Consider the following 26,437-nt stretch of genomic DNA (forward strand, 5'->3'; position numbering starts at 1 on the left):
AAAGACGGGAGGAGGAAACTTTCTAAACTAATGCTTATTTGTTTCTTTATCTCAGTATGTTAAAATATTTGCCCGTCGCGGGCGGTTATCGGTGAGGTATTAAGTTCTCAAGGAACTCAAAACAATAAACTGAAAACCAAAAACCTTAAGGTGGTTATTGCGGCGGGGCTCACCTCTTCCCATCCCGAACAGAGAAGTTAAGCCCGCCTGCGCAGATGGTACTGCATCATTGTGGGAGAGTATGTCGTCGCCTTTCTTTTGAAAAACCCTATCCAATACGGATAGGGTTTTTTGTTTTATACAAATTTGGAAATATGTTTTTTTTATAATCTAATCTGTTACTCTGTTTATTGTAAATTGATTTTCTAAAAAATATAGCATTCAATTTTTGTTAAATTATAGTCAATTGTGTGTCTTAGCTAAGGATACTTTAGATGTTTTAAATTTGAATGAGTATTTTTGTGTTTAAATTACTATTTAAACATGAGAAAAAATATTTTACTGTTGACGCTTTTTGTTATTACAAGTATGAGTGCGCAACAACGTCCTAAATTAGTTGTAGGTATTGTGGTTGATCAAATGAAAATGGAATATTTATATCGTTTTTCAGATGATTTCTCTCCAAACGGCTTTAAGAGGTTAATGAATGATGGATTTGTTTTCCAAAACATGCATTACAATTATATGCCAACCTATACTGCTCCAGGACATGCCTCGATATATACAGGAACTACTCCTGCAACACACGGGATTGTGGGTAATGAATGGTTCAGCAGAACTTTAGGTAAAGAAAGATATTGTACAGATGATGCTGGAGTAAAAACTGTTGGAGACGGTACAGCTGAAGAAGGTGCAATGTCTCCTAAAAATCTTCTAAGTACTACGATAACGGATGAAGTTAGAATGGCTACTAATTTCAATGGAAAAGTAATCGGGATGAGTTTAAAAGACCGTGGTGCAATTCTTCCGGCTGGGCATTTTGCTAACTGGGCATTTTGGTATAGTAAAACGGGTTCGTTTATTTCTAGTACTTTTTACGGAGAAAAATTGCCTGAGTGGGTAAATGAATTCAACAATGAAAAAAACTACTTAAAATATATTAATAAAGGCTGGGATTTGTATAAACCTGCTTCGGTTTACAATGAAAGTCTTCCTGATAATAATCCTTATGAAGGAAAGTTATATGGAAGTGCAACTCCGGTTTTTCCATATGATTTAAAATCAATGTATGAGAAAAACGATGCAGGAGTTATTCGTGCGACTCCTTTTGGAAATGATTTGTTAGCTGAATTTGCTAAAAGAGCGATTGAGAAAGAAGAATTAGGAAAAGATAATATTACTGACTTTTTAACGGTTAGTTTTTCTTCTACAGATTATGTAGGTCACTTACTTGGTCCAAGATCTATGGAACTTCAGGATACTTACTTGAGATTAGATCAAACAATTGCTGATTTTTTAGCTTATCTTGATAAAACGGTTGGAAAAGGGAATTATTTACTTTTCTTAACGGCTGACCATGCTGGAGCCGAAAATGTTATTTATTTAAAAGACCGTAAATATAATGTAGACAATTATCCTTCTAAAGAAGTTAGAAAAACTCTGCAAGATTTTTCTACTAAGACTTTTGGGGTAGATTTGATTCAAAATTATTCAAACTTTAATGTTTTCTTCAATAAGGAAATTATTAAAGAAAAAGGATTAGAACTTGTAAAAGTAAAACAAGCTTTTAAAGATTTTTTAATTACGCAGCCACAAGTTAAAAAAGTTTATACTGAAGAAGAAGTACTGGCTAACGCTGGAAATGATTATGCTCTTAATTTTGTAGCTAAAGGATATGATGTTACGCAAAATGGTGATTTAGTTATTGTAGATAAGCCAGGTATGATTGAATATACACCAACTGGAACATCTCATGGAACTATCTATAGTTATGATACTCATGTTCCAGCTATTTTTTACGGATGGAATATTAAAAAGGGTGAATCTTATGATAAAAAAGCAATAACAGAGATAGCTCCAACAATTGCTCAAAAGATTAAAATTACTTTCCCAAATGGAACTGAAGCCAAAGTAATGACTGAAATTCTTGACAATAAAAAATAAAAAACATACGATTTAAAAACAAACCTGTCTTCATGACAGGTTTTTTTATAAAATAAAAAAAAGGCTTTTCAATTAAGAAAAGCCTTTATAACAGTGACTTAGTAAGCACTTATATAAGTATTAGCCTATGCGTTTGCTAATACTATTTCTTCGTTAAAAGGAAGATTCCAAGCTTCTGCAACTCCTTTGTAAAGAATTTTTCCATTAGCTACGTTTAATCCTTTTTTCAATTCTTCATTTTCGGCGCATGCTTTTTCCCATCCTTTGTTTGCTAATTGTACAGCATAAGGTAAGGTTGCGTTTGTCAAAGCTAAAGTAGAAGTGTAAGGAACAGCTCCCGGCATATTAGCTACACAATAGTGAACGATATCATCAATAATGAAAGTTGGGTTTTCGTGTGTTGTAGGAGTACAAGTTTCAATACATCCACCTTGATCTACAGCTACGTCAACAACTACAGTTCCCGGACGCATTAATTTAAGCATATCACGAGTAATTAAGTGAGGTGCTTTTGCTCCTGGGATTAAAACTGCTCCAACAATTAAATCAGCATCTTTAATTGCTCTTGTAATGTTGTAATGATTAGACATTTCAGTATTTACATTTGCAGGCATGATATCATCTAATTGACGTAAACGTGGTAAGCTTAAGTCCATAATTGTAACCTGAGCACCTAAACCAGCAGCCATTTTTGCAGCCTGAGTTCCTACGATTCCTCCACCTAAAACTAATACTTTTGCCGGCGGTACACCTGGAACACCTCCTAAAAGAATTCCTCTTCCTTTTAATGGTTTTTCAAGGTATTTTGCTCCTTGTTGAATTGCCATACGACCAGCAACTTCAGACATTGGAACTAATAATGGTAAACTTCTGTCTGTTTTTTCTACAGTTTCATAAGCTAAACAAACAGCTCCTTTTTCTAACATTGCATGTGTTAATTCTTCAGAAGATGCAAAGTGGAAATAAGTAAATAATAATTGATCTTTTTTAATCAATGGATATTCAGAAGCAATAGGTTCTTTTACTTTGATGATCATTTCTGCAATTGCATAAACTTCTTCAATTGTTGGTAAAATTACTGCACCAGCCTGAGCATATTCTTCATCAGCAAAACCACTTCCTAAACCTGCAGTAGCTTGAACATACACTATATGCCCGTGTTTTTTCATTTCAGAAACACCAGCTGGAGTTAAAGCAACTCTATTTTCGTTGTTTTTTATCTCTTTTGGAACACCTATTATCATTTTGTTATATTTTGTTGTTTTTATTGAATTTGTTTTACAAATCTACAGCGAGAGAATAAATTATGGTTTGAGGAATAATAAATAAGAAAATATTATTTTATTTTTTAATTTTACAGAAAATTATTCTGTTTTAGATCGTAATTTATTCCTGAAAAAGAAAAAATGACTAAAAAATGCAAATCTAATAAAACGTTTTCGTTATGGCTTTAGATGAAATTGACAAAAAAATCCTACGTCTTTTACAAGAAGATGCGCACTATACTCTAAAAGACATTGCAAACAAAATAAACTTGTCTTTGACTCCAGTTCATGACAGAGTGAAACGTCTTGAAAAAGATGGGATTATAGAAAAATATGTCACACTTTTAGACAAGAAAAAATTAGGAAATAATTTGACAGTTTACTGCCAAGTTACGCTTACGAAACAAACTTATGATACTTCGGAAGGATTTAACCAGTCAATTTTAAATTTACCTGAAGTTGTAGAGTGCAATTATGTTTCGGGAAATTTTGATTATATGCTTAAAATTATAATTCCGGATATGGAAAGTTATCATCATTTTCATCAAAAGAAATTATCTGTTTTGCCCGAGGTTTCTCTAATAAATACTGTTTTTGTTATTTCTGAAGTAAAAAGTACAACAGTTCTGCCTATTTAATAAAAAGAAAAACCACCAAGAGAACTTGATGGCTTAGAAATGAGTTAGTTTGGTTGAATTAATAATAGGTATAACGTCTTACCTTGGCAATATATTTTGCTAAACGAATAACTTGGTGACTGTAACCGTATTCATTATCATACCAAATATACAGCACTATATTTTTTCCATCTTTTGAAACAATCGTAGCGTTGCTGTCATAAATTGATGGAGCAGAAGTTCCCACAATGTCAGATGAAACCAATTCGTTGTTCAAAGAATATTTTATCTGCTCCACCAGTTCTCCTTCAAGAGCATATTTTTTCATTATTTTATTGATTCCCGCAATAGATGTTGCTTTTTTAACTTCTAAATTTAAAACAACAAGCGATCCGTTTGGTACTGGAACTCTAATGGCATTTGATGTTAATTTTCCTTCTAATGACGGCAGTGCTTTTGCAACGGCACTTCCGGCACCTGTTTCTGTAATTACCATGTTTAAAGCAGCAGCTCTGCCACGACGGTATTTTCTATGCATATTATCAACCAGATTTTGGTCGTTAGTGTAAGCATGAATCGTTTCTAAATGACCTTTTACAACACCTAAACTTTCCTCAATTACTTTTAAAACCGGGGTAATAGCATTTGTTGTACAAGATGCTGCTGAAAAAATATCATTCTCATCTGGATTATAATCATTGTGATTTACACCATGAACAATATTCGGAACTCCTTTTCCAGGAGCAGTCAATAAAACTTTGCTGACTCCGTTTGAAGTTAAATGTCTTTTTAAAGCCTCTTCAGTTGTAAATGCGCCAGTATTATCAATTACCAAAGCATCGTTAATTCCGTAAACAGTGTAATCAATTTCTTCAGGAGAATTTGCAGTAATAATATGAACTGTGGTTCCATTAATAATTAAAGCATTATTTTTAGGATCAGCAATTACAGATCCTTGAAAATCGCCGTGAATTGAGTCATAACGCAATAATGAAGCTCTTTTTTCTAAACTCGACGCATCATTTTTATCTCGGGTAACAATTGCTCTTAAGCGAAGTTGATTTCCTTTTCCGGTTTTAGACATTAATTCTCGGGCTAATAACCGTCCGATTCTTCCAAAACCGTAAAGAACAACATCTTTTGGCTGAATTTCTTTAGTTGATTTTGCGTTTTTTAATTTGTCCATTACAAAATATCTTGCATCAGGATATTTTTCATCTTCTAAACGATACTCATAGGTTAGTTTTCCTAAATCTATTTTTGAAGGCGGAAGATCTAATGATAAAACTACTTTTGCAATTTCGACAGAATCGAAGATCGTTATAGGTTTTCCCACAAATTCACCCGCATATTGATGCAGATTGATAATATCGCTGACATTTTTATCCAGTAATTGATTTTTAAATAAAACCATTTCAATGGATTTGTCATACCATAAATCACTTATCACTTTGATTAATTCGACACCAGCTCTTCTTCGGTCGACTTGTAATGATACCTCTTTTTGGTACAAAGAATTTTTGCTCATAATTAATTAAATTGAAATAATAAAACACTCACTTATTTTATAATTTGGCGCAAAAGTATCTATTTCAATCGATTTCGTAAACTATTTTAGCATTTATTTTTGAAAACAAAAAAGCTATCTTAAATTTCTTAAGATAGCTTTTTTTGTAGTTTTTAGTCGCAGTCTCATTGTGCAGTTATAAAACTGAATACTGAGACTGAATATTGCGACTTAAATTATAATTCTAAAAATTTCTCCGTTTTTGTTGATCATTTCTATACGTACACTTTGACCTTCGTCTTTTTTATTTAAAAGTTTAGAAACAGTTTCAACATTCGTTGCTTTTACATTGTCAATACTTAAAATGATATTTCCTTGTAATTCATTTTGATATTGCATTAGATTTTCATTGGTGATATTTTTAATTTTTACACCATAATCAATTTTGAATTTCTTTTTATCTGCAACATCAATGTTTTCTAATTCAATACCTTTAAATTCTGTGCTGAAAAATTCATTTTTGCTTAAAGTTACAGGAACAGTTTTCGTTTTTCCGTCTTTAATGTAAGTCACTTTTACAACATCATTCGGACGTTTTGTATTAATGTAACCAGAAAGATCAGCAAAAGTAGAAATATTTTGTTCGTCTAATTTTATAATAATATCACCTTTTGTAAGACCAGCTTTTTCGGCACCAGAATTTTTAGAAACTTTATTAATATAAAAACCTTGAGTTTCAGTAATTCCTAATTCTTTAGAAGCTGTACTGTTTAATTCGCCGCCTTCAACGCCCAGAATTCCTCTTTGCACATTTCCATACTCCATAATATCCTCAATAATTTTTCGGGCAATATTAGAAGGAACAGCAAACGAATAGCCTACATAAGATCCTGTCATAGACGAAATCATAGTATTAATACCAATCAATTCACCTCTTGTATTAACCAATGCTCCTCCGCTGTTTCCAGGATTTACAGCCGCATCAGTTTGAATAAATGACTGAATACCGCTTTGATCTAAATTTCTGGCTTTCGCCGAAACAATTCCGGCCGTTACCGTAGAAGTCAAATTATAAGGATTTCCAACTGCTAAAACCCATTCGCCGATTTTTACAGAATCTGAATTGGCAAAAGCAGTATAAGGTAATTTTTCGTCGGCATTAATTTTTAATAATGCGATGTCCATTTTAGAATCGGTACCCACTAATTTTGCCTTGTATGATTTTTTGTTGTTCAGTGTAATTTCAATTTCTGTCGCATCTTTAATTACGTGATTGTTTGTCACAATGTAACCATCTTCAGAAATAATAACACCAGATCCGGTTCCTACTTGTTCTTGCTGTTGTTGTCCGCCGTATCCGTAGAAAAATTCCATCATAGGATTACTAACCGTTCTTCTCGAAACATTTTTTACGTGAACAACAGTGTGAATTGTTTTGTCTGCAGCTTCGGTAAAATCAACTGCTTCTCCTGGCATTCCTACAGCTCGTCCGTATGAATTAGGAGCAAGAGTAACAACAGAATTTCCTTTTCCAAAATAAGAATTACTGCCGTCAAACAATAACTTGTAAGCACCAAGTGTAGTAGCGCCACTTAGTAGTGAAACTAAAAATAAGGTTGAAAATCTTTTCATATTAAATTTATGTTTTTGAGTTATTTTTGGTATGTGTTTTTAACATTTTATAACGTAAAATTATACCAAAAAATTATTTTGTAAAATGGTTTAACGCTCTTTAACAATGATTAACATTTCATTAATTAATAGTTCGTACTTTTGTACTTCTAACAACTAAAAAATGCAAATAGAATTTTATAAATATCAAGGAACAGGGAACGATTTTGTCATGATCGACAACCGTTCAAATTTCTTTCCAAAAGACGATGTAAAACTTATTGAACGCCTGTGTGACAGACGTTTTGGAATTGGTGCCGATGGACTTATTTTATTAGAAAATGATTCTGAAACTGACTTTAGAATGGTTTACTATAACTCTGACGGAAACCAAAGTTCGATGTGCGGAAACGGCGGACGCTGTTTAGTGGCTTTTGCAAATAATTTGGGAGTTATTGATGACAAAACGACTTTTATAGCAACCGATGGTTTGCATCACGCATCTGTAGGAGATGATGCAATCGTTTCACTTCAAATGATTGATGTTGATGAAGTACAAAAAAAGGATTCTTATACTTTTTTAAATACAGGTTCACCACATCATGTTCAGATTGTAGACGATCTAGAACATTATAATGTAAAAGAAAATGGAGCAGCTATTCGTTACGGCGAATTATACGGACAAAAAGGCAGTAATGTTAATTTCGTAAAAAAAGTTGATGACAGTACTTTTTCTCTCAGAACTTATGAAAGAGGCGTTGAAGATGAAACTTTAGCCTGCGGAACGGGAGCAACAGCAGTTGCTATCGCTATGAATGCCATTGGAGAAACAGATAAAACATCTATTAACTTAAATGTTGAAGGCGGAAAACTAGTTGTTTCTTTTGATAAATCTGGAGATCATTTTACAAATGTTTTCTTAACCGGACCTGCAAAATTTGTTTTTAAAGGAACAATTGAAATCTAATAAACAAATTCCAATTTTTTAAGTTCCAGATTCCAATAATAAGAATCTAAAATCAACAATCTAAAATTAAATGATAACACTCAAAGGCGATACAATTTATCTTCGTGCACTTGAACCGGAAGATCTGGAATTTGTGTACAAAATGGAAAATGATCAAAGCATTTGGGAAGTCAGCAATACGAATACTCCATACAGTCGTTATTTAATTCGTAAGTATCTTGAAAATGCACAGCAGGATATTTATGAAGCAAAACAATTGCGTCTTGCGATTTGTCAGGATGAAGATTTTCCGGCTGTAGGATTAATTGATTTATTTGAATTTGATCCCAAAAATAATAGGGCCGGTATTGGAATTGTTATTCAAAAAAAAGAAAACAGAGGACAAAATATTGGTTCTGAGGCATTAGAGCTTTTAATAAAATACTCCTTTTTTAATTTAAATCTGCATCAGATTTATGCAAATATTAGTACAAATAATGAAGCAAGTATAGCTCTTTTTACTAAATTTGGTTTTGAGAAAATAGGAATTAAAAAAGACTGGATTTTGCTAAATAACCAATATCACGATGAAGCAATTTTTCAGTTAATCAATACAAACAATTTAAACCAATAAATAGCTTTGAAACTAAAAAAAATAATCACACTAACTGCTGTAGCCGTAATTTCTGTTTTACTGATTTACGGTTTTATTTTAATCAGCCGAATTTTCAGTTCTAATACTAAATTTGAAGAAAAAGAAGTTTACGTGCATGTTCCAACTGGTGCAAATTATGCAGATGTAAAGAAAATATTAGCACCTTATATTAAGAATTTTGACAATTTTGAATTGGTTGCCAGCAAAAGAAGTTATCCTGAAAATGTAAAATCAGGACGTTTCCTTCTTAAAAAAGACATGAATAATATTGACTTAGTTCGTGCTATGCGTTCTAATGTTCCGGTAAAGTTAGCTTTTAACAATCAGGAACGTTTAGAAAATTTTGCAGGAAGAGTAGGGTCAGAAATTGAAGCCGATAGTACATCTTTATTAAAAGCTTTTAGAGATCCTGAATTTTTGTCTCAAAACGGATTCAATGAAGAGAATGTTTTTGCAATGTTTATTCCTAATACATATGAAGTATACTGGAATACATCAGCAGAAAAATTCCGTGATAAAATGATTAAAGAATATCACAATTTTTGGACTCCAGAAAGAATTGAACAAGCTAAAAAACAAGGGTTAACTCCGGTTCAGGTTTCAATTTTAGCGTCTATCGTACACAAAGAATCAGTAAAAAAAGACGAAAGACCAAGAATTGCGGGTGTTTACTTAAATCGTCTTCGTCTTGATATGCCGTTACAGGCAGATCCAACTGTGATTTATGCTTTAAAACTTAGAGATAACAATTTTGATCAGGTTATAAAAAGAGTTTTTTATAATGATTTGGTTATGAAGTCTCCTTACAATACTTATATTAATATTGGACTTCCTCCGGGACCAATTGCAATGGCCGATATTACAGCACTTGAAGCAGTTTTAAACCCAGAGAAAAACGATTATATCTACTTCTGTGCAAGTGTTGATCGATTTGGTTATCACGAATTTGCGTCTAATTATGCAGATCATACCAAAAATGCAAAAAGATATTCTGACTGGATTGCCAGCCAGGGTGTAACAAGATAATATCTCTTTTTGATTAAAAAGATTATCAAACCGAAGTTTTATAAGCTTCGGTTTTTTTATCGAATGAAAGGAGCAAATATCTCGATTTCAAAATAATTTCAAAATATAGAATCAGCCCGATTTTAATTTATTAATAAAAAGAAGACACTCGTTTTAAGTTTATTTTTCACAAAATTTTCCAAATTTTCATGAATTCAAATTTAAACTTTAGTCTAAAATCGTCTTTTTCTGTAAGTATTATTTTATTATTTTAACATATTTGGTAAAAAAATGATAAAAATGGCATTTTTAGGAATTATTTTTTTGCTGTTTTTTGTCAAAATTCATCTTAAAAGAATTTCCCCGAATACTGCATGACCAAAGGGGTTAAGCAGAATTTTAGAATTTTTAAAAATGCTTAAGTGCTTGATTTATAGAGTTTTTTTATATTCCTTATCTTTGCACGGTAGAAATTTCAAGAGGGTGACAGCGTTTTGAAGAAAAACAATTTATGATAAAGAAGTGGTATTTTTATGCGAGTTTGATCGTAATTATTACATTTTTAAGTTTGGGTTTTAAACCCTTTAGTGTCGAAACCAAACCGTGGTTTCTAACAGAAAAAACAGATGGATCAGAATATATCTTCCCATCTTTAGAAAAGGATGAATATCCTAAAGTAAATCTAAACGTCCCATACACCGGAAATCATCTTATCGGTTTTAAAGAAGCAGTCGCTTTTAAAGAATCTCAGGGAAAATACCGATTGGTAAACTCACTGGGTTACATGGGAAAATATCAATTTGGTTCAAAAGCCTTACGCGCTATCGGCATCAAGAATGACGATGACTTTTTAAAAGATCCTGCATTACAGGAAAAAGCTTTTGTTGCATTATTATCTAAAAACAAATGGATTTTGCGCAATGAAATTAGAAAGTACGAAGGTAAAGTGATTAATGGTGTTGAAATTACCGAATCTGGAATTTTGGCAGCAGCACATTTAGGAGGCGCGGGATCTGTTAAAAACTTTTTTAAACATGGTGGAAACAGGCATTTTAGAGATGCTTTTGGAACGTCTTTAAAAAGTTATTTAAGAGACTTTGCAGGTTATGACCTCTCTTTTATTGAAGCAGACAACAATGCTACAATAAATAACTAAAAAAAATCCCGAATTTAATTCGGGATTTTTTTTGATCTATTTTAATCGATTAGTATTTCTAAAATCTGAATTGCCGCTTCGCTGATTTTAGTTCCGGGACCAAAAATTGCCGCCGCGCCTGCATCAAATAAAAATTGATAATCCTGTGCTGGAATTACACCGCCCACAATTACCATAATATCGTCACGTCCATGTTTTTTTAGTTCCTCAATAACCTGTGGCACCAGTGTTTTGTGACCCGCGGCAAGAGATGAAACGCCTAAAATATGAACATCATTTTCTACAGCTTGTTTTGCTGCTTCTGCCGGAGTTTGAAATAACGGACCTATATCAACATCAAATCCTACATCGGCATAACCGGTTGCAACTACTTTTGCGCCTCGGTCGTGGCCGTCTTGTCCCATTTTGGCAATCATAATTCTTGGGCGTCGGCCTTCTTGTTTTGCAAAGACATCAGCTAATTGTTTTGCCTTTTCAAAATTTTCGTCATTTTTTATTGCTGCACTATACACACCGCTAAATGATTTAATCTGCGCTTTAAACCTTCCAAAAATACTTTCAAGAGCTAAACTTATTTCGCCTAAAGTTGCTCTGTTTCGGGCAGCTTCAATGGCAATTTCTAATAAGTTTCCTTCTCCGGTTTTAGCACAATGAATTAATTTTTCCAGTGATTGTTTTACTTTTTCAGTATCTCTTTTTGTTTTAATATCTTCAAGTCGTTCTATTTGCTGTTTACGAACCATTTGGTTGTCAACATCTAAAATATGTAACGGATCTTCCTTTTCTAATCTAAATTTATTAACCCCAACAATAATATCCTGACCGCTGTCGATTCTGGCTTGTTTTCTGGCAGCCGCTTCTTCAATTCGAAGTTTAGGAATTCCCGCTTCGATTGCTTTTGTCATACCTCCCAGTTCTTCAACTTCTTCAATTAATTTCCAGGTACTTTCTAGAATTTCATTTGTCAGTGATTCAACATAATAACTGCCGCCCCACGGATCTACAGTTTTAGTAATTTTAGTTTCTTCCTGTAAATATATTTGAGTATTTCTGGCAATTCTGGCAGAAAAGTCAGTTGGCAGAGCAATTGCTTCGTCAAGAGCATTTGTATGTAAAGACTGTGTGCCTCCAAACGCCGCAGCTGCTGCTTCGATACAAGTTCTGGCAACGTTATTAAACGGATCTTGTTCTGTTAAACTCCAGCCACTGGTTTGGCAGTGTGTTCTTAAAGCTAATGATTTATCACTTTTTGGATTAAACTGCTGAATTAATTTTGCCCAAATCATACGGCCAGCTCTCATTTTAGCAATTTCCATAAAATGATTCATTCCAATTGCCCAAAAGAAAGACAATCTTGGAGCAAATTCATCAATTGTCATTCCTGTCGATAATCCGGTTCGAATATATTCTAAACCATCCGCTAAAGTATAGGCTAGTTCAATATCTGCCGTTGCTCCGGCTTCCTGCATGTGATATCCTGAAATAGAGATCGAATTGAATTTTGGCATTTTTTTGCTTGTAAATTCAAAAATATCAGCGATAATTTTCATTGATGGAGCAGGCGGGTAGATGTACGTATTACGCACCATGAATTCCTTCAGAATATCATTTTGAATAGTTCCCGAAAGTTTATTGAGTTCAACTCCTTGTTCTTCTGCAGCAACAATATAAAATGCCATGATAGGCAAAACCGCGCCATTCATGGTCATTGAAACCGACATTTCATCTAATGGAATCTGGTCGAATAGAACCTTCATATCTTCAACAGAATCTATAGCTACGCCAGCTTTTCCAACATCGCCAACTACACGTTCGTGATCTGAATCGTAACCGCGGTGTGTTGGTAAATCAAATGCTATAGAAAGTCCTTTTTGACCTGCCGCGAGATTTCTTCTATAAAAAGCATTACTTTCTTCTGCGGTCGAAAATCCGGCATACTGGCGAATTGTCCACGGACGACGAACATACATCGTGGCGTAAGGTCCTCGTAAATTAGGCGTAAATCCGGCTCCAAAATCAAGAAACTCTAGATCTTCTATATCTTTTTCAGTATAGTTTTTTTTGAGCTCAATTCCTTCAGCAGTAGTAAAGTTATGAGAAGCAGAATTAATATCTGGCTTTTCATTTTTTACTTCTAACTTAATATGTTTAAGGTCTTTTCTTATCATAGACACTTTTTTCTTTTATTTGAATATTAATTACGTTGAAAATTATTCTTGTTCCAGTCTTTCTTGTTCCAGTTTTTCGGCTAATCTTTTTTCTATAATGGGCGTAATTAATGTTTTTCTTGGTTTGATTTTTACAAAAGGAAACAATTCTAAATCATGTTTCATTTTGTCTTCCTTATTAGGATATTTATTGGTTCCCAAAAGAATTTCTTTTTTAGAATCGAATAATTCCTGTTCCTTATTAGCACTTTCCTGAATTTTCTTTTTAATTGTTCCGTCATTCAAGAGTTTAAGAAAACCTCCGTTAGCTTCAATATCTTTGAATAATGCTAAACTTTTTTCGGCTAATTGAATAGTTAAACTTTCAATATAATAACTTCCATCGGCAGGATTGTCGACTTTGTCAAAATAGCTTTCATGTTTTAAAATTAAAAGCTGATTTCGGGCAATTCGGTCACCAAATTCGTTGTCTTTATGATATAATGAATCATACGGTAAATTAGCAACGGCATTCGCTCCGCCTAAAACAGCCGACATACATTCGGTTGTGGTGCGAAGTATATTAACATTGTAATCGTAAATCGTTTTATTGCGTTTAGTTGGTGTAACCAGAAAATGACAGTCTAAGTCAGGATTATACTCGGTTGCAATTAATTTGAAAAGCATTCGTAAAGCACGTAATTTGGCAATTTCAAAAAAGTAATTTGTTCCCACAGATATTTCAAAAACGAAAGGTTTTCTATAATCAGGAAAACGATTTAAGTATTCATTAACATGCGCTAAACTGTAAGCAATTTGCTGGGTAATATTGGCTCCTGAATTTTGATATAAACCAGAATCAATACTTAATAGAGAAAGATTGGCAACTTGTTTTGAAATTTTTTCAAGTGTTTCAAAATTATTTTTGTCTGATGTTGTAAACCAGTTTCCTTCTCTGGCAATATGACCAATTGGATCTAAATTACAGTAAAAAATCGCCTTTTTTTGAATAGATATTGCGTCCAGTTTTTTTACGAAATCGATTGAGAGAAAACTCAAATGAAAATAAACAGATCTGTTTTCTAAAGGAAGATTTTCTAATAATTTCTGTACATCGATATTTTCGTTTTGTATTGTAAAACGTAAACTTTCTGCACCTCTTTCAATTGTATTGATTGCTCTTTTTATCGATTTATCGATGTCATGAACAAAAATGTTTTGACAGATTTTAAATTCTGAAGCCTGAGTTTTTACAAATGCACTTTTGGTAAATTCATCACTGTGATAAAAAGGTTTTACCTGAATATCTTCAGGAGAATTCCAAATTACGGTTTGGTTATAATCGGCTCCATCTAATTCAAACTGAATTTTTTGTTTCCATTGTTTGGATGAAATCGGGTTAAAATCTTCGAATAGGTTTGCAGCCATTTGGTTTTTTTCTGAATTATTCTTTTTCTTGAATAGTGTCTCCTTCAAAATGAATGATGTAAATATCTTCGCTGTCTTTTTTCATAAAATACTTTTCGCGAGCATATTTTTCTATCTGTTCAGGATTTTTAAGTTGTTTGATCTGTTCCTGATCTTTTTTTATTTCGTCCTGATAGTATTTTTTATTGTCTTTCAGTTCATTAATCTGTCCGTCTAAAAAACGATGATCAAAATAGGAGTAATTGTCTAAAAATAACATCCAGATAACAAAAAACAAAAGTACCCAGACATATTTATTGCCCAGGAGTTTAAACCATTTTTTGTCTTTGTACGGATTCTTGAATTTCATATAAGATTGTTTCTTTTGTATATGATTGGTTTTTTAGACATTATAGAAAGCAATCCCGAAAATTATCGGGAAGCTTGTATTTTTATGGTTTAAATTTACGACAAAAATTATAAAATTCTCTGATTAATTACAGCCCGGACAACGTCTATAGCTACCGTATTGTATTTGTCATTTGGAATAATAATGTCGGCAAAAGCTTTAGTTGGCTCGATAAATTGCTCATGCATAGGTTTTAAGGTAGTCTGGTAACGGTTTAAAACCTCGTCAATATCACGTCCGCGTTCTGAAATATCTCTTTTTAAACGACGAATTAATCTTTCGTCAGAATCAGCGTGAACATATACTTTAATGTCAAAAAGCTCTCTTAATTCAGGATTTGTTAAAATTAAAATTCCTTCCACAATCATAACTTTTCTTGGATGTGTAGAAATCGTATCATCGGTTCTGTTATGCTGAATGAACGAATAAACCGGCTGGTCGATAGTTTTCCCAGCTTTTAATGCTTTTAGATGTCTTACCAGTAATTCAAAATCGATCGCACGCGGATGGTCAAAATTGATTAATGCTCTCTCGTCAAAAGACAAGTTATGGTTTTCTTTATAATATGAATCCTGAGAAATTACGCCAACTTCTGTGTCTGGTAATTCATTCATGATTTGGTGTACAACTGTTGTTTTTCCGCTTCCTGTTCCTCCTGCAATTCCAATAATGAGCATAAATTTGATATTATATATTTGTTGGGCAAAAATAATAATTTAACTGATTTGCTAAACATATTATTTGTTTTAAACCATATAAGTAACAGAAGTAAAATTAAGCAATAAAATGTTTAAATATTTTTTTACTTCATTGAACTTATATCACTTATATGGTGAAAATTCAAAAAAAATCCCGAAAGTAAACCTTCGGGATTTCGTGCAATCAGTATAGTTTTAAAAAATATTCTGAATTTAGTAAGCACTTGTAATTATTTATTCTTTTTTGCTTTAATCATCATTTCAAGCTGATCCCATAATTCTTCCGGAATAGCTTCTAATAAATTGAATTGTCCTGCACCTTTCAGCCATTCACCACCGTCAATTGTTATAACGTCTCCGTTTACATATGCAGAGAAATCAGAAACTAAATAAGCCGCTAAATTGGCTAATTCCTGATGATCTCCAACTCGTTTTAATGGCACTTTTTTTGCCATATCAAACTTTTCAGAAAGATCTCCTGGCAATAATCTGTCCCATGCACCTTTTGTTGGGAATGGTCCCGGAGCAATTGCATTAGAACGGATTCCGTATTTTGCCCATTCTACAGCTAAACTTCTTGTCATGGCTAAAACTCCTGCTTTTGCTGTTGCACTTGGTACTACATAAGCAGATCCTGTCCATGCATAAGTTGTTACAATATTTAAAATCGTTGCCGATGTTTGTTTTGTGTCAATCCAATGTTTTCCAAAAGCCAGCGTACAGTTTTTAGAACCTTTAAGTACAATATCGATCACAGTATCAAATGCATTTGCAGACAAACGTTCGGTTGGCGAAATAAAATTTCCTGCCGCGTTATTTAAAAGAACATCTACTTTGCCAAAAACTTTTAAAGTTTCCTGCAGCATGTTTTCTACTTCTTCGTAATGACGAACATCACATTGAAGCGGTAAACATTTTCCACCAGTTTCATTTTCGAGTTCAGAGGCCGTAGTTTTCAGCTTTTCTAAATCTCTTGAAGTAATAGCAACCTGAGCGCCTAATTCTAAAAAATATTTAGTCATTGCTTTGCCTAAACCGCTTCCGCCGCCAGTAACTACAATAACTTTTCCTTTTAAAGCGTCGTCTCGTAACATTTTATCTGTGTAACTCATACTTTTCTTTTTTTACAATATTAGTTAAAATAATAGGATGCACGCATAACATTGTTATAAAATTTTAATAAACTTTATATTTGGCTTAGTTTTTTTGCAGCGGATTCTAGTGTGAAATTATCCTTTGCAAAGCAAAAACGAATTAATTTCTGGTCTTTGTGATCTGAATAAAAAGTAGAGATTGGAATTGCCGCAACGCCATGATCTATAATTAAATTTTTGCAGAAAGTCACATCGTCTTCGTTTGAAATATTAGCATAAGAAGCCACTTGAAAATAAGTTCCTTCACATGGTTTTAATTCGAAACGGCTGTTTTGAAGCAGTTTTTGAAAATAATCTCGTTTTTCCTGATAGAATTTTCCAAGTAAATTGACATCAACAACATCAAGATATTCGTTGATGGCAAACTGAGAAATACTGTTTACACTGAAAACCAAAAACTGATGCACTTTTTTAATTTCTTTCATTAAATGCTCGGGTGCGATTGTGTAGCCAATTTTCCAACCTGTGATATGAAATGATTTTCCAAAAGAAGAAACCATTACGCAACGGTCTAAAAGAAAATCTTTGGTATGTGCCGAAATATGTTTTTCTTCAAAAGTAATATATTCGTAAACTTCATCGGACAAAATGATGATGTCGGGATATTTTTCAAGAAGATTTTTTAACTTAATAAAATCATTTTCAGTTAAAATTTTTCCCGTCGGATTATGCGGATTATTGATGATCATCATTCTGGTTTTGGCAGAACATGCTTTTTCAATTCGTTCCCAATTTGGTGTATAATCGTCGTTTAAGGCAACTCGAACAGGTTTTGCTTTACAAAGTAAAACGGGAGATTCATAAGAATCATAACTCGGATCGAGAATAATTACTTCATCATTATCTTTTACTAAAGCCAAAATCGTAGTAAAAATTCCCTGCGTTGCGCCGGCAGTCACCAAGAGTTCTGTCTCTGGATTTATTGTTCTGTTGTAAGAACTCAGAGTTAACTTCGCAATTTTGTTCATCAACGGAGGATAACCTGCCATTGGCGTATATTGGTGAACATTTTCTTTTGCTAATTGTGCTACGATATCTGTAAGTCTTTCATCAACAGGAAAATTTGGAAATCCCTGCGAAAGATTTATCGCATTATATTCGGATGCCATTTTTGACATGACCGTGAAAATGCTTGTGGTTACGTTAGGGAGTTTACTCATGATAAAGTTTGATTTTGAAAAGTTGCTAGAAGAAGTAAAACTTTAATCGAAATGATTATATGAATTGTCCATCGGTATTGATAAGTGAAAAAGTACTCTAACAAGTTTGTTATTATGGGTTCCGGGAATCCATTTAGGAGCTTTTTTTAATACACGAATAGCTTCGTCTCCTGTGCCAAAACCAATGTCCTTAACTACATTTATTGTACTCAATTTACCGTCTTTTTCTACTATGAAATTTACTTCTACTACTCCTTTTACTGGAATTTCTTCTTCGTAATATTTATAATTATATCGAATGTATTTCTGAAACCGTTCTATTCCTCCTTCGAATTCTGGTTTTACTTGTACGGAATCAATAGCATAGATTTTTTGAGAATCAATAGATTCTTTTTCCGATGCAATATGATTATTGGAATTGTTATCTCGAGTGACTACAGATTTTGAGTTTTTTGTTTTGGAAACTGTATTATCCAGACTAGTTTTATTGTCGGGAGAGGAAATACATTGTGTAAAACAGATTAAAATAAGAATCAGAATTGATAGTTTTTTCATTAATGATGTTTTTTTACATTCTATGAATAATAAAAATAGTAGGACGCTTGTCAATATCAATTTTCAATTTCTTCCAATCCGAAACTTTTAGGGTTTTGATGAATTCTGTTGGCAAAGTAATATCTGTTGCAATACATAAATGTGTCGACGGATTTAAAATCTGTAAAAGATCTTCTATCAATTTATTGTTTCTGTACGGCGTTTCAATAAATAACTGCGATTGGTTTTTGTCATAAGATAATTTCTCAAAATGACGAATCGCAGATTTTTTCTCGTCTTTATCAATTGGTAAATAACCATTAAAAGTAAAGCTTTGTCCGTTCATTCCAGAAGCCATCATAGCCAATAGAATAGAAGAAGGGCCGACCAAAGGCACAACCTGAATTCCTTTTTCATGAGCCAGTTTTACAATTACAGCGCCGGGATCTGCAACACCCGGACAGCCGGCCTCGCTCATTAAACCCATGTTTTTTCCTTCTAATAAAGGTTTTATAAAGTCTAAATGTTCGCTTGTTTCGGTTCTTTTATTTAAAGTAAAAAGAACTAATTCTGATTGTTTTTTCTCGGGATAAACCGCTTTTATAGATTTTCTTGCCGTTTTGTCGTTTTCAACAATATAATGGTCAATAACTTCTATGGTTCTTCTTACGGTTTGCGGTAAAACATCCATTGGATCGCTTTCACCCATTGTAGTTGGAATTAAATATAATTTTCCTAGAAGTTTCATGTGTATTTGTTTAAAATTAAAAAATTCAATTATCTCTGTTTTAGAAACAATTGAATTGAATTAGGAGTGTTTTTTTAGAAGCTGATCAGCGATTAGATCAGTTACTTCATCCAGCATTTGGTAAACATTGTCAAAACCGTTTACTGCGCCGTAATATGGATCTGGAACATCAACATTTTCGTCTGGAAATAATTCATTCAGAATCATTTTTACTTTGTTTTTATGTTCCGGAGTTTTTGCTAAATGAACGACATCTCTAAAATTTGAGCCGTCCATTACATATATATAATCGAATTCGTCGAAATCTGCAGGTTTAATTTGTCTGCCTTTTTGCGCGCTGATATTGATTCCGTTTTTTCGGGCAACATCAATAGAGCGTTTGTCGGGACAATGACCAACATGCCAGGAACCAGTTCCGGCAGAATCAACAATAAATTTATCTGCGGGTAATTTTGATGCTAAAATTCCTTCTGCTAAAGGAGATCTGCAAATATTCCCCAAACAAACCATTAAAACTTTTACGGGCATGATTCGCGTTTACAGCGTTAGTTTTTTGTTGATATCTTCGACAAATTTTTTGAATTGTTTGTCTGTAGAAACTAGGTTGTCGACAGTTTTACAAGCGTGTAATACCGTTGCGTGATCGCGGTCTCCAATTTGTGAACCAATGTTTGCTAAAGATGCTTTAGTAAATTTCTTTGCAAAAAACATCGCCAGCTGTCTTGCCTGAACTACGTGTCTTTTTCTGGTTTTAGATTGAAGTGTTTCAATATCCAATTGGAAATAATCTGAAACAATTTTCTGAATATAATCGATAGAGATTTCTCTCTTTACGTTTTTAACAAATTTCTCAACTACACTTTTTGCCAGTTCAATCGTAACCTCTTTTTTGTTGAAAGAAGACTGAGCAATTAACGAAATAATAGCACCTTCTAATTCTCTTACGTTAGATTTAATATTACGTGCAACATACTCCAGAATATCTTCCGGCATATCTACACCATCGCGATATAGAATGTTTTTTAAGATTGAGATTCGCGTTTCGTAATCAGGCTGGTGTAATTCTGCAGATAATCCCCATTTAAAACGAGATAATAAACGCTGCTCAATATCCTGCATGTCTACAGGAGCTTTATCAGAAGTTAAAATTACCTGTTTTCCGTTTTGGTGTAAATAGTTGAAAATGTGGAAAAATACATCCTGAGTTCCTGATTTTCCAGATAAAAACTGAACATCATCAATAATCAAAACATCGATTAACTGATAAAAGTGAATAAAATCATTACGATTATTCTTTTTAACAGAATCGATATATTGTTGTGTGAAAATTTCGGCAGAAATGTATAAAACCGTTTTTTCAGGATATTTATCTTTTACTTCAACACCAATAGCGTGTGCTAAGTGTGTTTTTCCTAAACCAACTCCTCCAAAAATCAATAACGGATTAAATGAAGTTCCTCCTGGTTTGTTAGCAACTGCCATACCTGCAGAACGCGCCAAACGATTTGAATCTCCTTCAAGGAAGTTATCAAAACTGTAATTAGGATTTAACTGAGACTCAATTTTTAAGTTTCTAATTCCGGGAATTACAAACGGATTTTTAAGTTCAGGATTTAGGTTTTTAAACGGAGCATCAACCTCTTGAGGTTTCATTGGCACTCTGTTGGAACTTGGCAGCTGCTCGGTAAACGGCTGTTTATTTCCATAAGTGTTCTCCATTTTAATTTTATAGAGTAACTTTGCGTTTTTTCCCAGTTCTTTGGTAAGCGCAACTTTTAGTAATTTTACGTAATGCTCTTCGAGCCATTCGTAGAAAAATTTACTTGGTACTTGAATGTATAACGCGTTATCGGTTAGCTCAACTGATTTGATTGGTTCAAACCAAGTTTTGTATGCTTGATCTTGAATATTGTCCTTTATAAAAGACAAACAGTTTTCCCATACCGATTGAGCAGTTTTAGTCATAGATTCAAATAAATTTTTATATTATTAATAAAGATTCTCCTGTAAAAAAAGGAGCGATTTTATTCCTTATTTCGGGATAACAAATATGTGAACAAATTTCTGTATAAAAAAATATTTTGGTATCTAATTTTATAAAAAAATGTTGTAAGAGGGCTTGAATAATTTAAAATTTTTTAATACATTAATAATGAAAAATCACCAGACGCAAGTGCGTGTTCGTTACTCCGAAACTGACCAAATGGGAGTCGTTTATCACGGAAATTATGTACCTTATTTTGAGATTGGACGCGTGGAATGGCTTAGAAATAAAGGGATTTCGTATAAAAGCATGGAAGAAAGCGGTATTGGACTTCCTATTGTTTCCATGCAGATCAATTATAAAAAATCAGCTCGTTATGATGAGCTTTTAACGATTCATACTACATTCAAAAGTCAGTCATCTGTTAAGATTGAATTTGACTGCGAAATTTATAACGAGGCAAATGAGTTATTAACAACTGCAGTGTTTATTTTAGTATTTATTTCGTTAAAAACAGGCCGCCCAACTGCGCCTCCAGATTATATTTTAGAATTATTTAAAACCCTAACATAAACTGTTAAATTAAGGATCAAATTTATACTAATTTATATAATTTTAACGTCGATTTCAAACATTAAATCAAAAATGTCGAATATAGATTCGGCATTTTTTTTTCGCGTTTTGGTGATTATTTTGCCAATTGGAAGACCGGAATTCTCATCTATTTCCATTTCCTGAGACGTAATTTCTAACTTCTTTTCTTTAATAACACGCATTACTTTATTCATGTTTTTATAATCGAAAGAAATTAAAAAATGTACATCAATGGTTTTTTCAACAATTTCACAAACTTCTAATGTCATTTGTGCCGTTGTTCTGTAAGCAGCGATTAAACCGCCTACGCCCAGTTTTGTACCTCCAAAAATACGAACCACAACTATAAGAACGTTAGTTAATCCGAAAGATTGTATCTGACCGTAAATTGGTGCTCCGGCCGTGTTGCTTGGCTCTCCATCGTCGTTAGCACGATAAGAAATTTTGGGCGCTGTGCCCAGCTGGTAAGCATAGCAATAATGTACAGCATGCGGATGAAGTTTTCTTAAATCGTCGATTATAGGTTTTACTTCATCTTCATTTTCTATAGGAAAGGCATATCCAAAGAATTTGCTTCCTTTTTCTTTAAAAAGGACTTCTTCAGACTCGCCGGCAATAGTTTTATATATATCGTTATATTCCAAAATAAAAATTCTAGATTGTGTTTTATTTTTTTGCCGCAGATTAAAAAGATTTACATAGATTTTATCGTAGAAGAAAAGAAATTCTTTTAATCTTTTTAATCTGTGGCTAAATATATATTATAGTAAGTTTTTAGAAAATAAATCTACGACATCTTCCTGTCCAACTTGAAGATTCCAAACCTGAATTCCTAAATTGGCGGCACTGTCTGTGTTTTCCTTTTTATCATCAACAAACAAAGTATTCTGCGGAACCAGATTATGTTTGTCAAGTAAGAACTGATAGATTTTTGGATCTGGTTTTCTTAATCCCATATCAAACGAGAAATACACTTTTTCAAAACAATTGTAAAAATCAGTATAAAAAGAAATTCCGCTTGTTTTTTCAAAAGTAGCAATATGAATAGAATCAGTATTGCTTAATAAAAACAATCTGTATTTTTTTGAAAGCTCTTTTAGAAATTCAAGTCTGTAAGCCGGAAAATCAGCCAGAACAGCATTCCACGCTTGCAGAATTTCTTCCAGACTGGCATTAGGAAGTTGTTTTTGAAAACCGTCTAAAAAATCATCATACGAAATATCTCCTGTTTCAAACAACAAATTCAAACGATCACATTCAGAATTCCATTCTGTCATTCCTAATTTCTGCAATCCCGAAATAGTTCCTTGTTTATTTAAATTGATGAAAATATCGCCAAAGTCAAAAATTATCGTATCAATCATCGTTTCTTACGTATATTAATTCGTCGTTTTGAATAAAAGTTTTAACTGCGTTTTTCTTTTGAATTTCTGGTGCTTTTGTACCGTTTTTAAAAACGTTTTTTCCAATAAAAATTCTGGCTTCGTCCCAAATGTTTTGATCTATAAAAGACTGAAGCGTTTTTTTTCCGCCTTCTATAATTACAGATTGAATTTGATGTTTGTATAAAACCGATAAAATATTCTGAATTATATTTTCATCAAAATCAATTTTTTCAAAAATCGTGTTTTCGGTCGAAATATTGTTTTCAGACTTTGTTAAAATAATCGTTTTTATGCTGTCGTCAAACACAAAACTGTCTTTTGAAATTCGGTTATTCTGATCTAAAATCACTCTTACCGGATTGTTTCCAGACCAGTCTCTCGTGTTTAGTTTCGGATTATCGTCAATCACAGTTTGAGTTCCTGTTAAAATGGCTTGTTCTTCACTTCGCCATTTGTGAACCAATTGTCTCGAATATTGATTGGTAATCCAAACAGGTTTTCTTTCCTGGTCAATTTCTTTTTCAGGTGCTAAAAATCCATCCTGGCTTTCGGCCCATTTCAATATTATATAAGGTCTTTTCTTTTGGTGAAAAGTAAAAAAACGTTTGTTGAGTTCGTTACATTCATCTTCTAAAATGCCTACAGTTACATTTACTCCGGCTTCGAGAAGTTTTTTAATTCCGTTTCCGGCCACTTTTTCATTTGGATCTACAGTTCCTACAACGACATTCGGAATTTTGTTTGCAATAATTAAATCACAGCAAGGCGGTGTTTTTCCAAAATGCGAGCAAGGTTCAAGGCTTACATAGATAGTAGCTTTTTTTAACAGCGATTTGTCTTTTACAGATTGTACTGCATTGACTTCGGCATGCGGTCTGCCGGCTTTTTTATGCCAGCCTTCGCCAATAATCTTATCTTCATAAACAATTACACTTCCTACCATTGGGTTTGGATAAGTAGTTCCAAAACCGTTTCTGGCAAGTTCTATGCAGCGTTTAATATATTTCTCATGTATTTTCACTTTGCAAAAGTAACTTATTTTTGAATTTTGTGTCTAATGTTACATGTATTGTTGTGAAACATTACAAATTGTTATGAAACTATCAAAAAAGTATTTTTATTTTTGTAAGGGTATAGGTGAATAGAAAATGAAAAACTGGAATATCAGAAAAATTAAAAAAGAAGACAATCAGGCAGTTGCTAAATTAATACGATCTGTTTTTGATGAATTGGAAATTCCAAAAACAGGAACAGCTTATGAAGATCCTTATTTAGATTTAATGTTTGAAGAATATAATAAACCAAAATCAGTTTATTTTGTTGTCGAAAGTGAAGGTGAAATTTTAGGCTGTGCAGGAATCGCTCCGTTGGAAAACGGAGATCCTGAAATATGCGAATTGCAAAAGATGTATTTTCTGCCAGAAGTTCGCGGGTTAGGCATTGGAACTAATATGATGGAACTGTGTTTAGAAAATGCGAGAAGTTTTGGTTTTAAAAAATGTTATATTGAAACAATGCCGTTTATGCATGCGGCTCAAAAATTATATAAAAAATCCGGATTTGAATATTTAGATGCGCCAATGGGAAACACCGGACATTGTTCTTGTCCAGTTTGGATGCTGAAAAAATTATAAGCCTATGAAAAAGAATATTTTTGCCATTATTTTAATTTCAATTTTATTCTCCTGCAAGGATAATAAAGAAACTAAAGCTGTAAATAATACCGTAATTGTTAAAGATACAGTTGTTGAAACTGCAGAAAATGAAGTTGTAGTAGAGGAAGAAGAATTCAAAAAAGATTTTGCTATTCTGCTGCCCCGCACTTACAGAACATATAATGATGTAAATGAAGCGGCTTCACTAAATGAAAAGTGGCTTGAATTGTATGAAGAAAACGGACAATATTATTTAGGGAAAGCGAAATTTAAAATCGAAAACGGCTATGATGAATGCGTAGGAGATTCTACAAAATCTATTTCTCCGGAAAATAAAGCTTTAATTTTTATTGAGAATCCAGAATTAAAAACAGGAAAAATAAAGTCTTTAAAAATCGATAAAAATAAAATCTGGCCTGGCGAAAAACATAGTTTTACTTTTAACAGCCAGACTTATACATTACGCGGCGAAGGAAAAGTGCTTTCTGAAGAAAAAGTAAGTACAGACGATGATAAAACTGAAATTTACAAGAAAGTAGAAAATTATAAACTCTACTTAACTGCCGGCAGTACCGAAAAGCTGCTTTTAAAAGAAGCGTCGTTTAACGACACATTTGTTGAACTGCTTTTTGCAGGAGATATTGATGGAGACGGAAAACTGGATTTTATATTTGGTGCAAACAGAGATTATGAAGAAGAAAGAGTAATTTTGTTTCTTTCTTCAAAAGCTGAAAATGGAAACGCAGTAAAAAAAGTTTCAGAAATAGCGGTGCAGTTCGACTGCTGATAAAAAGATTATCTAATACACAGATATAAAATGAAAATCAAACAATATCGTACTCAGTTTATTAAAGAATTATCTTCTTTGTACGATGCGTACGAAGCCGAGAGTTTTTTCTATTTAATTTTAGAAGATAAACACAAACTACGTCAAATAGATTTGGCTTTAAATCACGAATTAGCTTTTTCTGAAGAAGATTTTGTTGTTTGGGATTCATTATTAACACAGCTTAAAAAAGAAGTTCCTATTCAGCATTTATTAGGGAAAACCAGTTTCTACGGGTTAGATTTTGAAGTCAACGAAAATGTTCTGATTCCGAGGCCGGAAACAGAAGAACTTGTTGAGTGGATTATTAGTGAAAATAAAGGAATTGATAAAAAGAGAAAAATAAAGATTCTGGATATTGGTACAGGAAGCGGCTGTATTGCCATTTCATTAGCTAAGAATCTTCCAAATGCAGAAGTTTATGCAATTGATGTTTCTAAAAAAGCTATTGAAACCGCAAAACGAAATGCCATAAGAAACGATGTTGAGGTTACTTTTATGTTTCAGAATATTTTAGAAACAGAGGAACTGAAATGCAAATATGATGTAATTGTTTCAAATCCGCCTTATATACGTAATTTAGAAAAAGAAGAAATCAAAAATAATGTATTGAATTACGAACCGCATTTAGCTCTTTTTGTAGACGATAATGATGCTTTGATTTTTTACCGAAAAATAGCTTCTCTGGCGCATAATAATCTCCTTGAAAACGGACAGTTGTATTTTGAAATTAATCAGTATTTAGGAAAAGAGATGATCGATTTACTAGGTAAAATGGATTTTGTAAACATTGATCTTCGAAAAGATATTTATGACAACGACCGAATGATAAAAGTTAATATTTAGTTTTCAGTCTCAGTATTTAGTATCA

At 32.9% G+C, this 26,437-nt stretch carries 26 protein-coding genes and 1 rRNA gene; 11 read left to right on the forward strand and 16 right to left on the reverse strand.

All coding sequences use genetic code 11. From position 1 onward, the window contains the following. The first annotated feature begins 146 nt into the window (after positions 1–146). Positions 147–256: ribosomal RNA gene (gene rrf / locus ABD859_RS16135) — 5S ribosomal RNA — on the forward strand. Positions 257–483: 227 nt separating this feature from the next. Continuing rightward, positions 484–2,103 (forward strand): alkaline phosphatase PafA, encoded by a 1,620-nt coding sequence (pafA, locus tag ABD859_RS16140; RefSeq protein WP_345145629.1) that lies wholly within the window; start codon positions 484–486, stop codon positions 2,101–2,103. Between the two features lie 125 nt (positions 2,104–2,228). Here the strand turns inward: pafA and ald are convergent, their stop codons facing one another. Further along, a complete protein-coding gene (gene ald / locus ABD859_RS16145; protein WP_345145630.1) occupies positions 2,229–3,347 on the reverse strand; it encodes an alanine dehydrogenase in 1,119 nt (372 codons plus the stop codon). Between the two features lie 200 nt (positions 3,348–3,547). Here ald and ABD859_RS16150 point away from each other — a divergent pair, with 200 nt between their 5' ends. Further along, on the forward strand, positions 3,548–4,006 hold the full coding sequence (locus tag ABD859_RS16150) for an Lrp/AsnC family transcriptional regulator (protein WP_008467950.1): 459 nt from the start codon (positions 3,548–3,550) through the stop codon (positions 4,004–4,006). Positions 4,007–4,064: 58 nt separating this feature from the next. Here the strand turns inward: ABD859_RS16150 and ABD859_RS16155 are convergent, their stop codons facing one another. Both ABD859_RS16155 and ABD859_RS16160 read right to left on the reverse strand, forming a co-directional pair. Beyond that, the gene (locus tag ABD859_RS16155; protein ID WP_345145631.1) at positions 4,065–5,513 is read right to left on the reverse strand and encodes a glyceraldehyde-3-phosphate dehydrogenase; all 1,449 of its coding nucleotides are present in this window, start codon (positions 5,511–5,513) and stop codon (positions 4,065–4,067) included. Positions 5,514–5,723: 210 nt separating this feature from the next. After that, entirely contained in the window at positions 5,724–7,124 is a 1,401-nt protein-coding gene (locus ABD859_RS16160; protein WP_345145632.1) for a trypsin-like peptidase domain-containing protein, read from the reverse strand. 163 nt (positions 7,125–7,287) lie between these two features. On the opposite strand from ABD859_RS16160, the gene dapF reads away from it, so the two are divergent. From dapF to ABD859_RS16180, 4 genes are all read left to right on the forward strand, one after another. After that, entirely contained in the window at positions 7,288–8,070 is a 783-nt protein-coding gene (gene dapF / locus ABD859_RS16165) for a diaminopimelate epimerase (protein ID WP_345145633.1), read from the forward strand. A 70-nt stretch (positions 8,071–8,140) separates the two neighbouring features. Further along, a complete protein-coding gene (locus ABD859_RS16170; protein ID WP_345145634.1) occupies positions 8,141–8,683 on the forward strand; it encodes a GNAT family N-acetyltransferase in 543 nt (180 codons plus the stop codon). Between the two features lie 6 nt (positions 8,684–8,689). Next, positions 8,690–9,730 carry an endolytic transglycosylase MltG gene (mltG, locus tag ABD859_RS16175; RefSeq protein ID WP_345145635.1) on the forward strand — a complete coding sequence of 347 codons (1,041 nt, stop codon included), beginning with the start codon at positions 8,690–8,692 and terminating at the stop codon, positions 9,728–9,730. A 490-nt stretch (positions 9,731–10,220) separates the two neighbouring features. Next, entirely contained in the window at positions 10,221–10,865 is a 645-nt protein-coding gene (locus tag ABD859_RS16180; protein WP_345145636.1) for a peptidoglycan-binding protein LysM, read from the forward strand. Positions 10,866–10,906: 41 nt separating this feature from the next. Here ABD859_RS16180 and scpA read toward each other — a convergent pair whose 3' ends face one another. From scpA to dnaA, 10 genes are all read right to left on the reverse strand, one after another. Beyond that, positions 10,907–13,033, reverse strand: coding sequence for a methylmalonyl-CoA mutase (gene scpA, locus ABD859_RS16185; protein WP_345145637.1), 2,127 nt, complete (start codon positions 13,031–13,033; stop codon positions 10,907–10,909). Positions 13,034–13,075: 42 nt separating this feature from the next. After that, the gene (locus tag ABD859_RS16190) at positions 13,076–14,440 is read right to left on the reverse strand and encodes a methylmalonyl-CoA mutase subunit beta (RefSeq protein WP_345145638.1); all 1,365 of its coding nucleotides are present in this window, start codon (positions 14,438–14,440) and stop codon (positions 13,076–13,078) included. Between the two features lie 16 nt (positions 14,441–14,456). Further along, positions 14,457–14,789 carry an FtsB family cell division protein gene (locus tag ABD859_RS16195; RefSeq protein WP_253788567.1) on the reverse strand — a complete coding sequence of 111 codons (333 nt, stop codon included), beginning with the start codon at positions 14,787–14,789 and terminating at the stop codon, positions 14,457–14,459. A 107-nt stretch (positions 14,790–14,896) separates the two neighbouring features. Next, positions 14,897–15,505 (reverse strand): uridine kinase, encoded by a 609-nt coding sequence (gene udk, locus ABD859_RS16200; protein ID WP_345145639.1) that lies wholly within the window; start codon positions 15,503–15,505, stop codon positions 14,897–14,899. 251 nt (positions 15,506–15,756) lie between these two features. Beyond that, positions 15,757–16,638: an SDR family oxidoreductase gene (locus ABD859_RS16205; RefSeq protein WP_167443865.1), complete on the reverse strand. Its 882-nt coding sequence runs from the start codon at positions 16,636–16,638 to the stop codon at positions 15,757–15,759. A gap of 74 nt (positions 16,639–16,712) precedes the next feature. Next, entirely contained in the window at positions 16,713–17,840 is a 1,128-nt protein-coding gene (locus ABD859_RS16210) for a methionine aminotransferase (protein WP_345145640.1), read from the reverse strand. A 42-nt stretch (positions 17,841–17,882) separates the two neighbouring features. Further along, positions 17,883–18,395, reverse strand: coding sequence for an energy transducer TonB (locus tag ABD859_RS16215; RefSeq protein ID WP_345145641.1), 513 nt, complete (start codon positions 18,393–18,395; stop codon positions 17,883–17,885). Positions 18,396–18,408: 13 nt separating this feature from the next. Then, positions 18,409–19,122 carry an SAM-dependent methyltransferase gene (locus tag ABD859_RS16220; RefSeq protein WP_345145642.1) on the reverse strand — a complete coding sequence of 238 codons (714 nt, stop codon included), beginning with the start codon at positions 19,120–19,122 and terminating at the stop codon, positions 18,409–18,411. Between the two features lie 60 nt (positions 19,123–19,182). Continuing rightward, positions 19,183–19,650 (reverse strand): low molecular weight protein-tyrosine-phosphatase, encoded by a 468-nt coding sequence (locus ABD859_RS16225; RefSeq protein WP_345145643.1) that lies wholly within the window; start codon positions 19,648–19,650, stop codon positions 19,183–19,185. A 9-nt stretch (positions 19,651–19,659) separates the two neighbouring features. After that, positions 19,660–21,087 (reverse strand): chromosomal replication initiator protein DnaA, encoded by a 1,428-nt coding sequence (gene dnaA / locus ABD859_RS16230; protein WP_011921525.1) that lies wholly within the window; start codon positions 21,085–21,087, stop codon positions 19,660–19,662. Between the two features lie 187 nt (positions 21,088–21,274). Here dnaA and ABD859_RS16235 point away from each other — a divergent pair, with 187 nt between their 5' ends. Beyond that, on the forward strand, positions 21,275–21,679 hold the full coding sequence (locus tag ABD859_RS16235) for an acyl-CoA thioesterase (protein WP_073417011.1): 405 nt from the start codon (positions 21,275–21,277) through the stop codon (positions 21,677–21,679). A gap of 32 nt (positions 21,680–21,711) precedes the next feature. Here the strand turns inward: ABD859_RS16235 and ABD859_RS16240 are convergent, their stop codons facing one another. The 3 genes from ABD859_RS16240 to ribD all read right to left on the reverse strand — a co-directional run bounded on the left by ABD859_RS16240 (position 21,712) and on the right by ribD (position 24,106). After that, positions 21,712–22,344, reverse strand: coding sequence for an IMPACT family protein (locus ABD859_RS16240; protein ID WP_345145644.1), 633 nt, complete (start codon positions 22,342–22,344; stop codon positions 21,712–21,714). Between the two features lie 117 nt (positions 22,345–22,461). Beyond that, entirely contained in the window at positions 22,462–23,064 is a 603-nt protein-coding gene (locus ABD859_RS16245) for an HAD family hydrolase (protein ID WP_345145645.1), read from the reverse strand. Further along, entirely contained in the window at positions 23,057–24,106 is a 1,050-nt protein-coding gene (gene ribD / locus ABD859_RS16250) for a bifunctional diaminohydroxyphosphoribosylaminopyrimidine deaminase/5-amino-6-(5-phosphoribosylamino)uracil reductase RibD (protein ID WP_345145646.1), read from the reverse strand. Before ribD ends, ABD859_RS16245 begins: the two co-directional genes overlap by 8 nt. A gap of 127 nt (positions 24,107–24,233) precedes the next feature. On the opposite strand from ribD, the gene ABD859_RS16255 reads away from it, so the two are divergent. The 3 genes from ABD859_RS16255 to prmC are packed head-to-tail and all read left to right on the forward strand — an operon-like array spanning position 24,234 to position 26,412. Beyond that, entirely contained in the window at positions 24,234–24,719 is a 486-nt protein-coding gene (locus ABD859_RS16255) for a GNAT family N-acetyltransferase (RefSeq protein WP_345145647.1), read from the forward strand. A gap of 4 nt (positions 24,720–24,723) precedes the next feature. Next, positions 24,724–25,527, forward strand: coding sequence for a hypothetical protein (locus tag ABD859_RS16260; RefSeq protein WP_345145648.1), 804 nt, complete (start codon positions 24,724–24,726; stop codon positions 25,525–25,527). Positions 25,528–25,557: 30 nt separating this feature from the next. Beyond that, complete coding sequence (gene prmC, locus ABD859_RS16265; RefSeq protein WP_345145649.1) at positions 25,558–26,412, forward strand: peptide chain release factor N(5)-glutamine methyltransferase; 855 nt, start codon at positions 25,558–25,560, stop codon at positions 26,410–26,412. Positions 26,413–26,437 lie beyond the last annotated feature (25 nt).

Origin of the sequence: Flavobacterium ginsengiterrae (assembly GCF_039539785.1) — a bacterium.
Classification (GTDB): domain Bacteria; phylum Bacteroidota; class Bacteroidia; order Flavobacteriales; family Flavobacteriaceae; genus Flavobacterium; species Flavobacterium ginsengiterrae.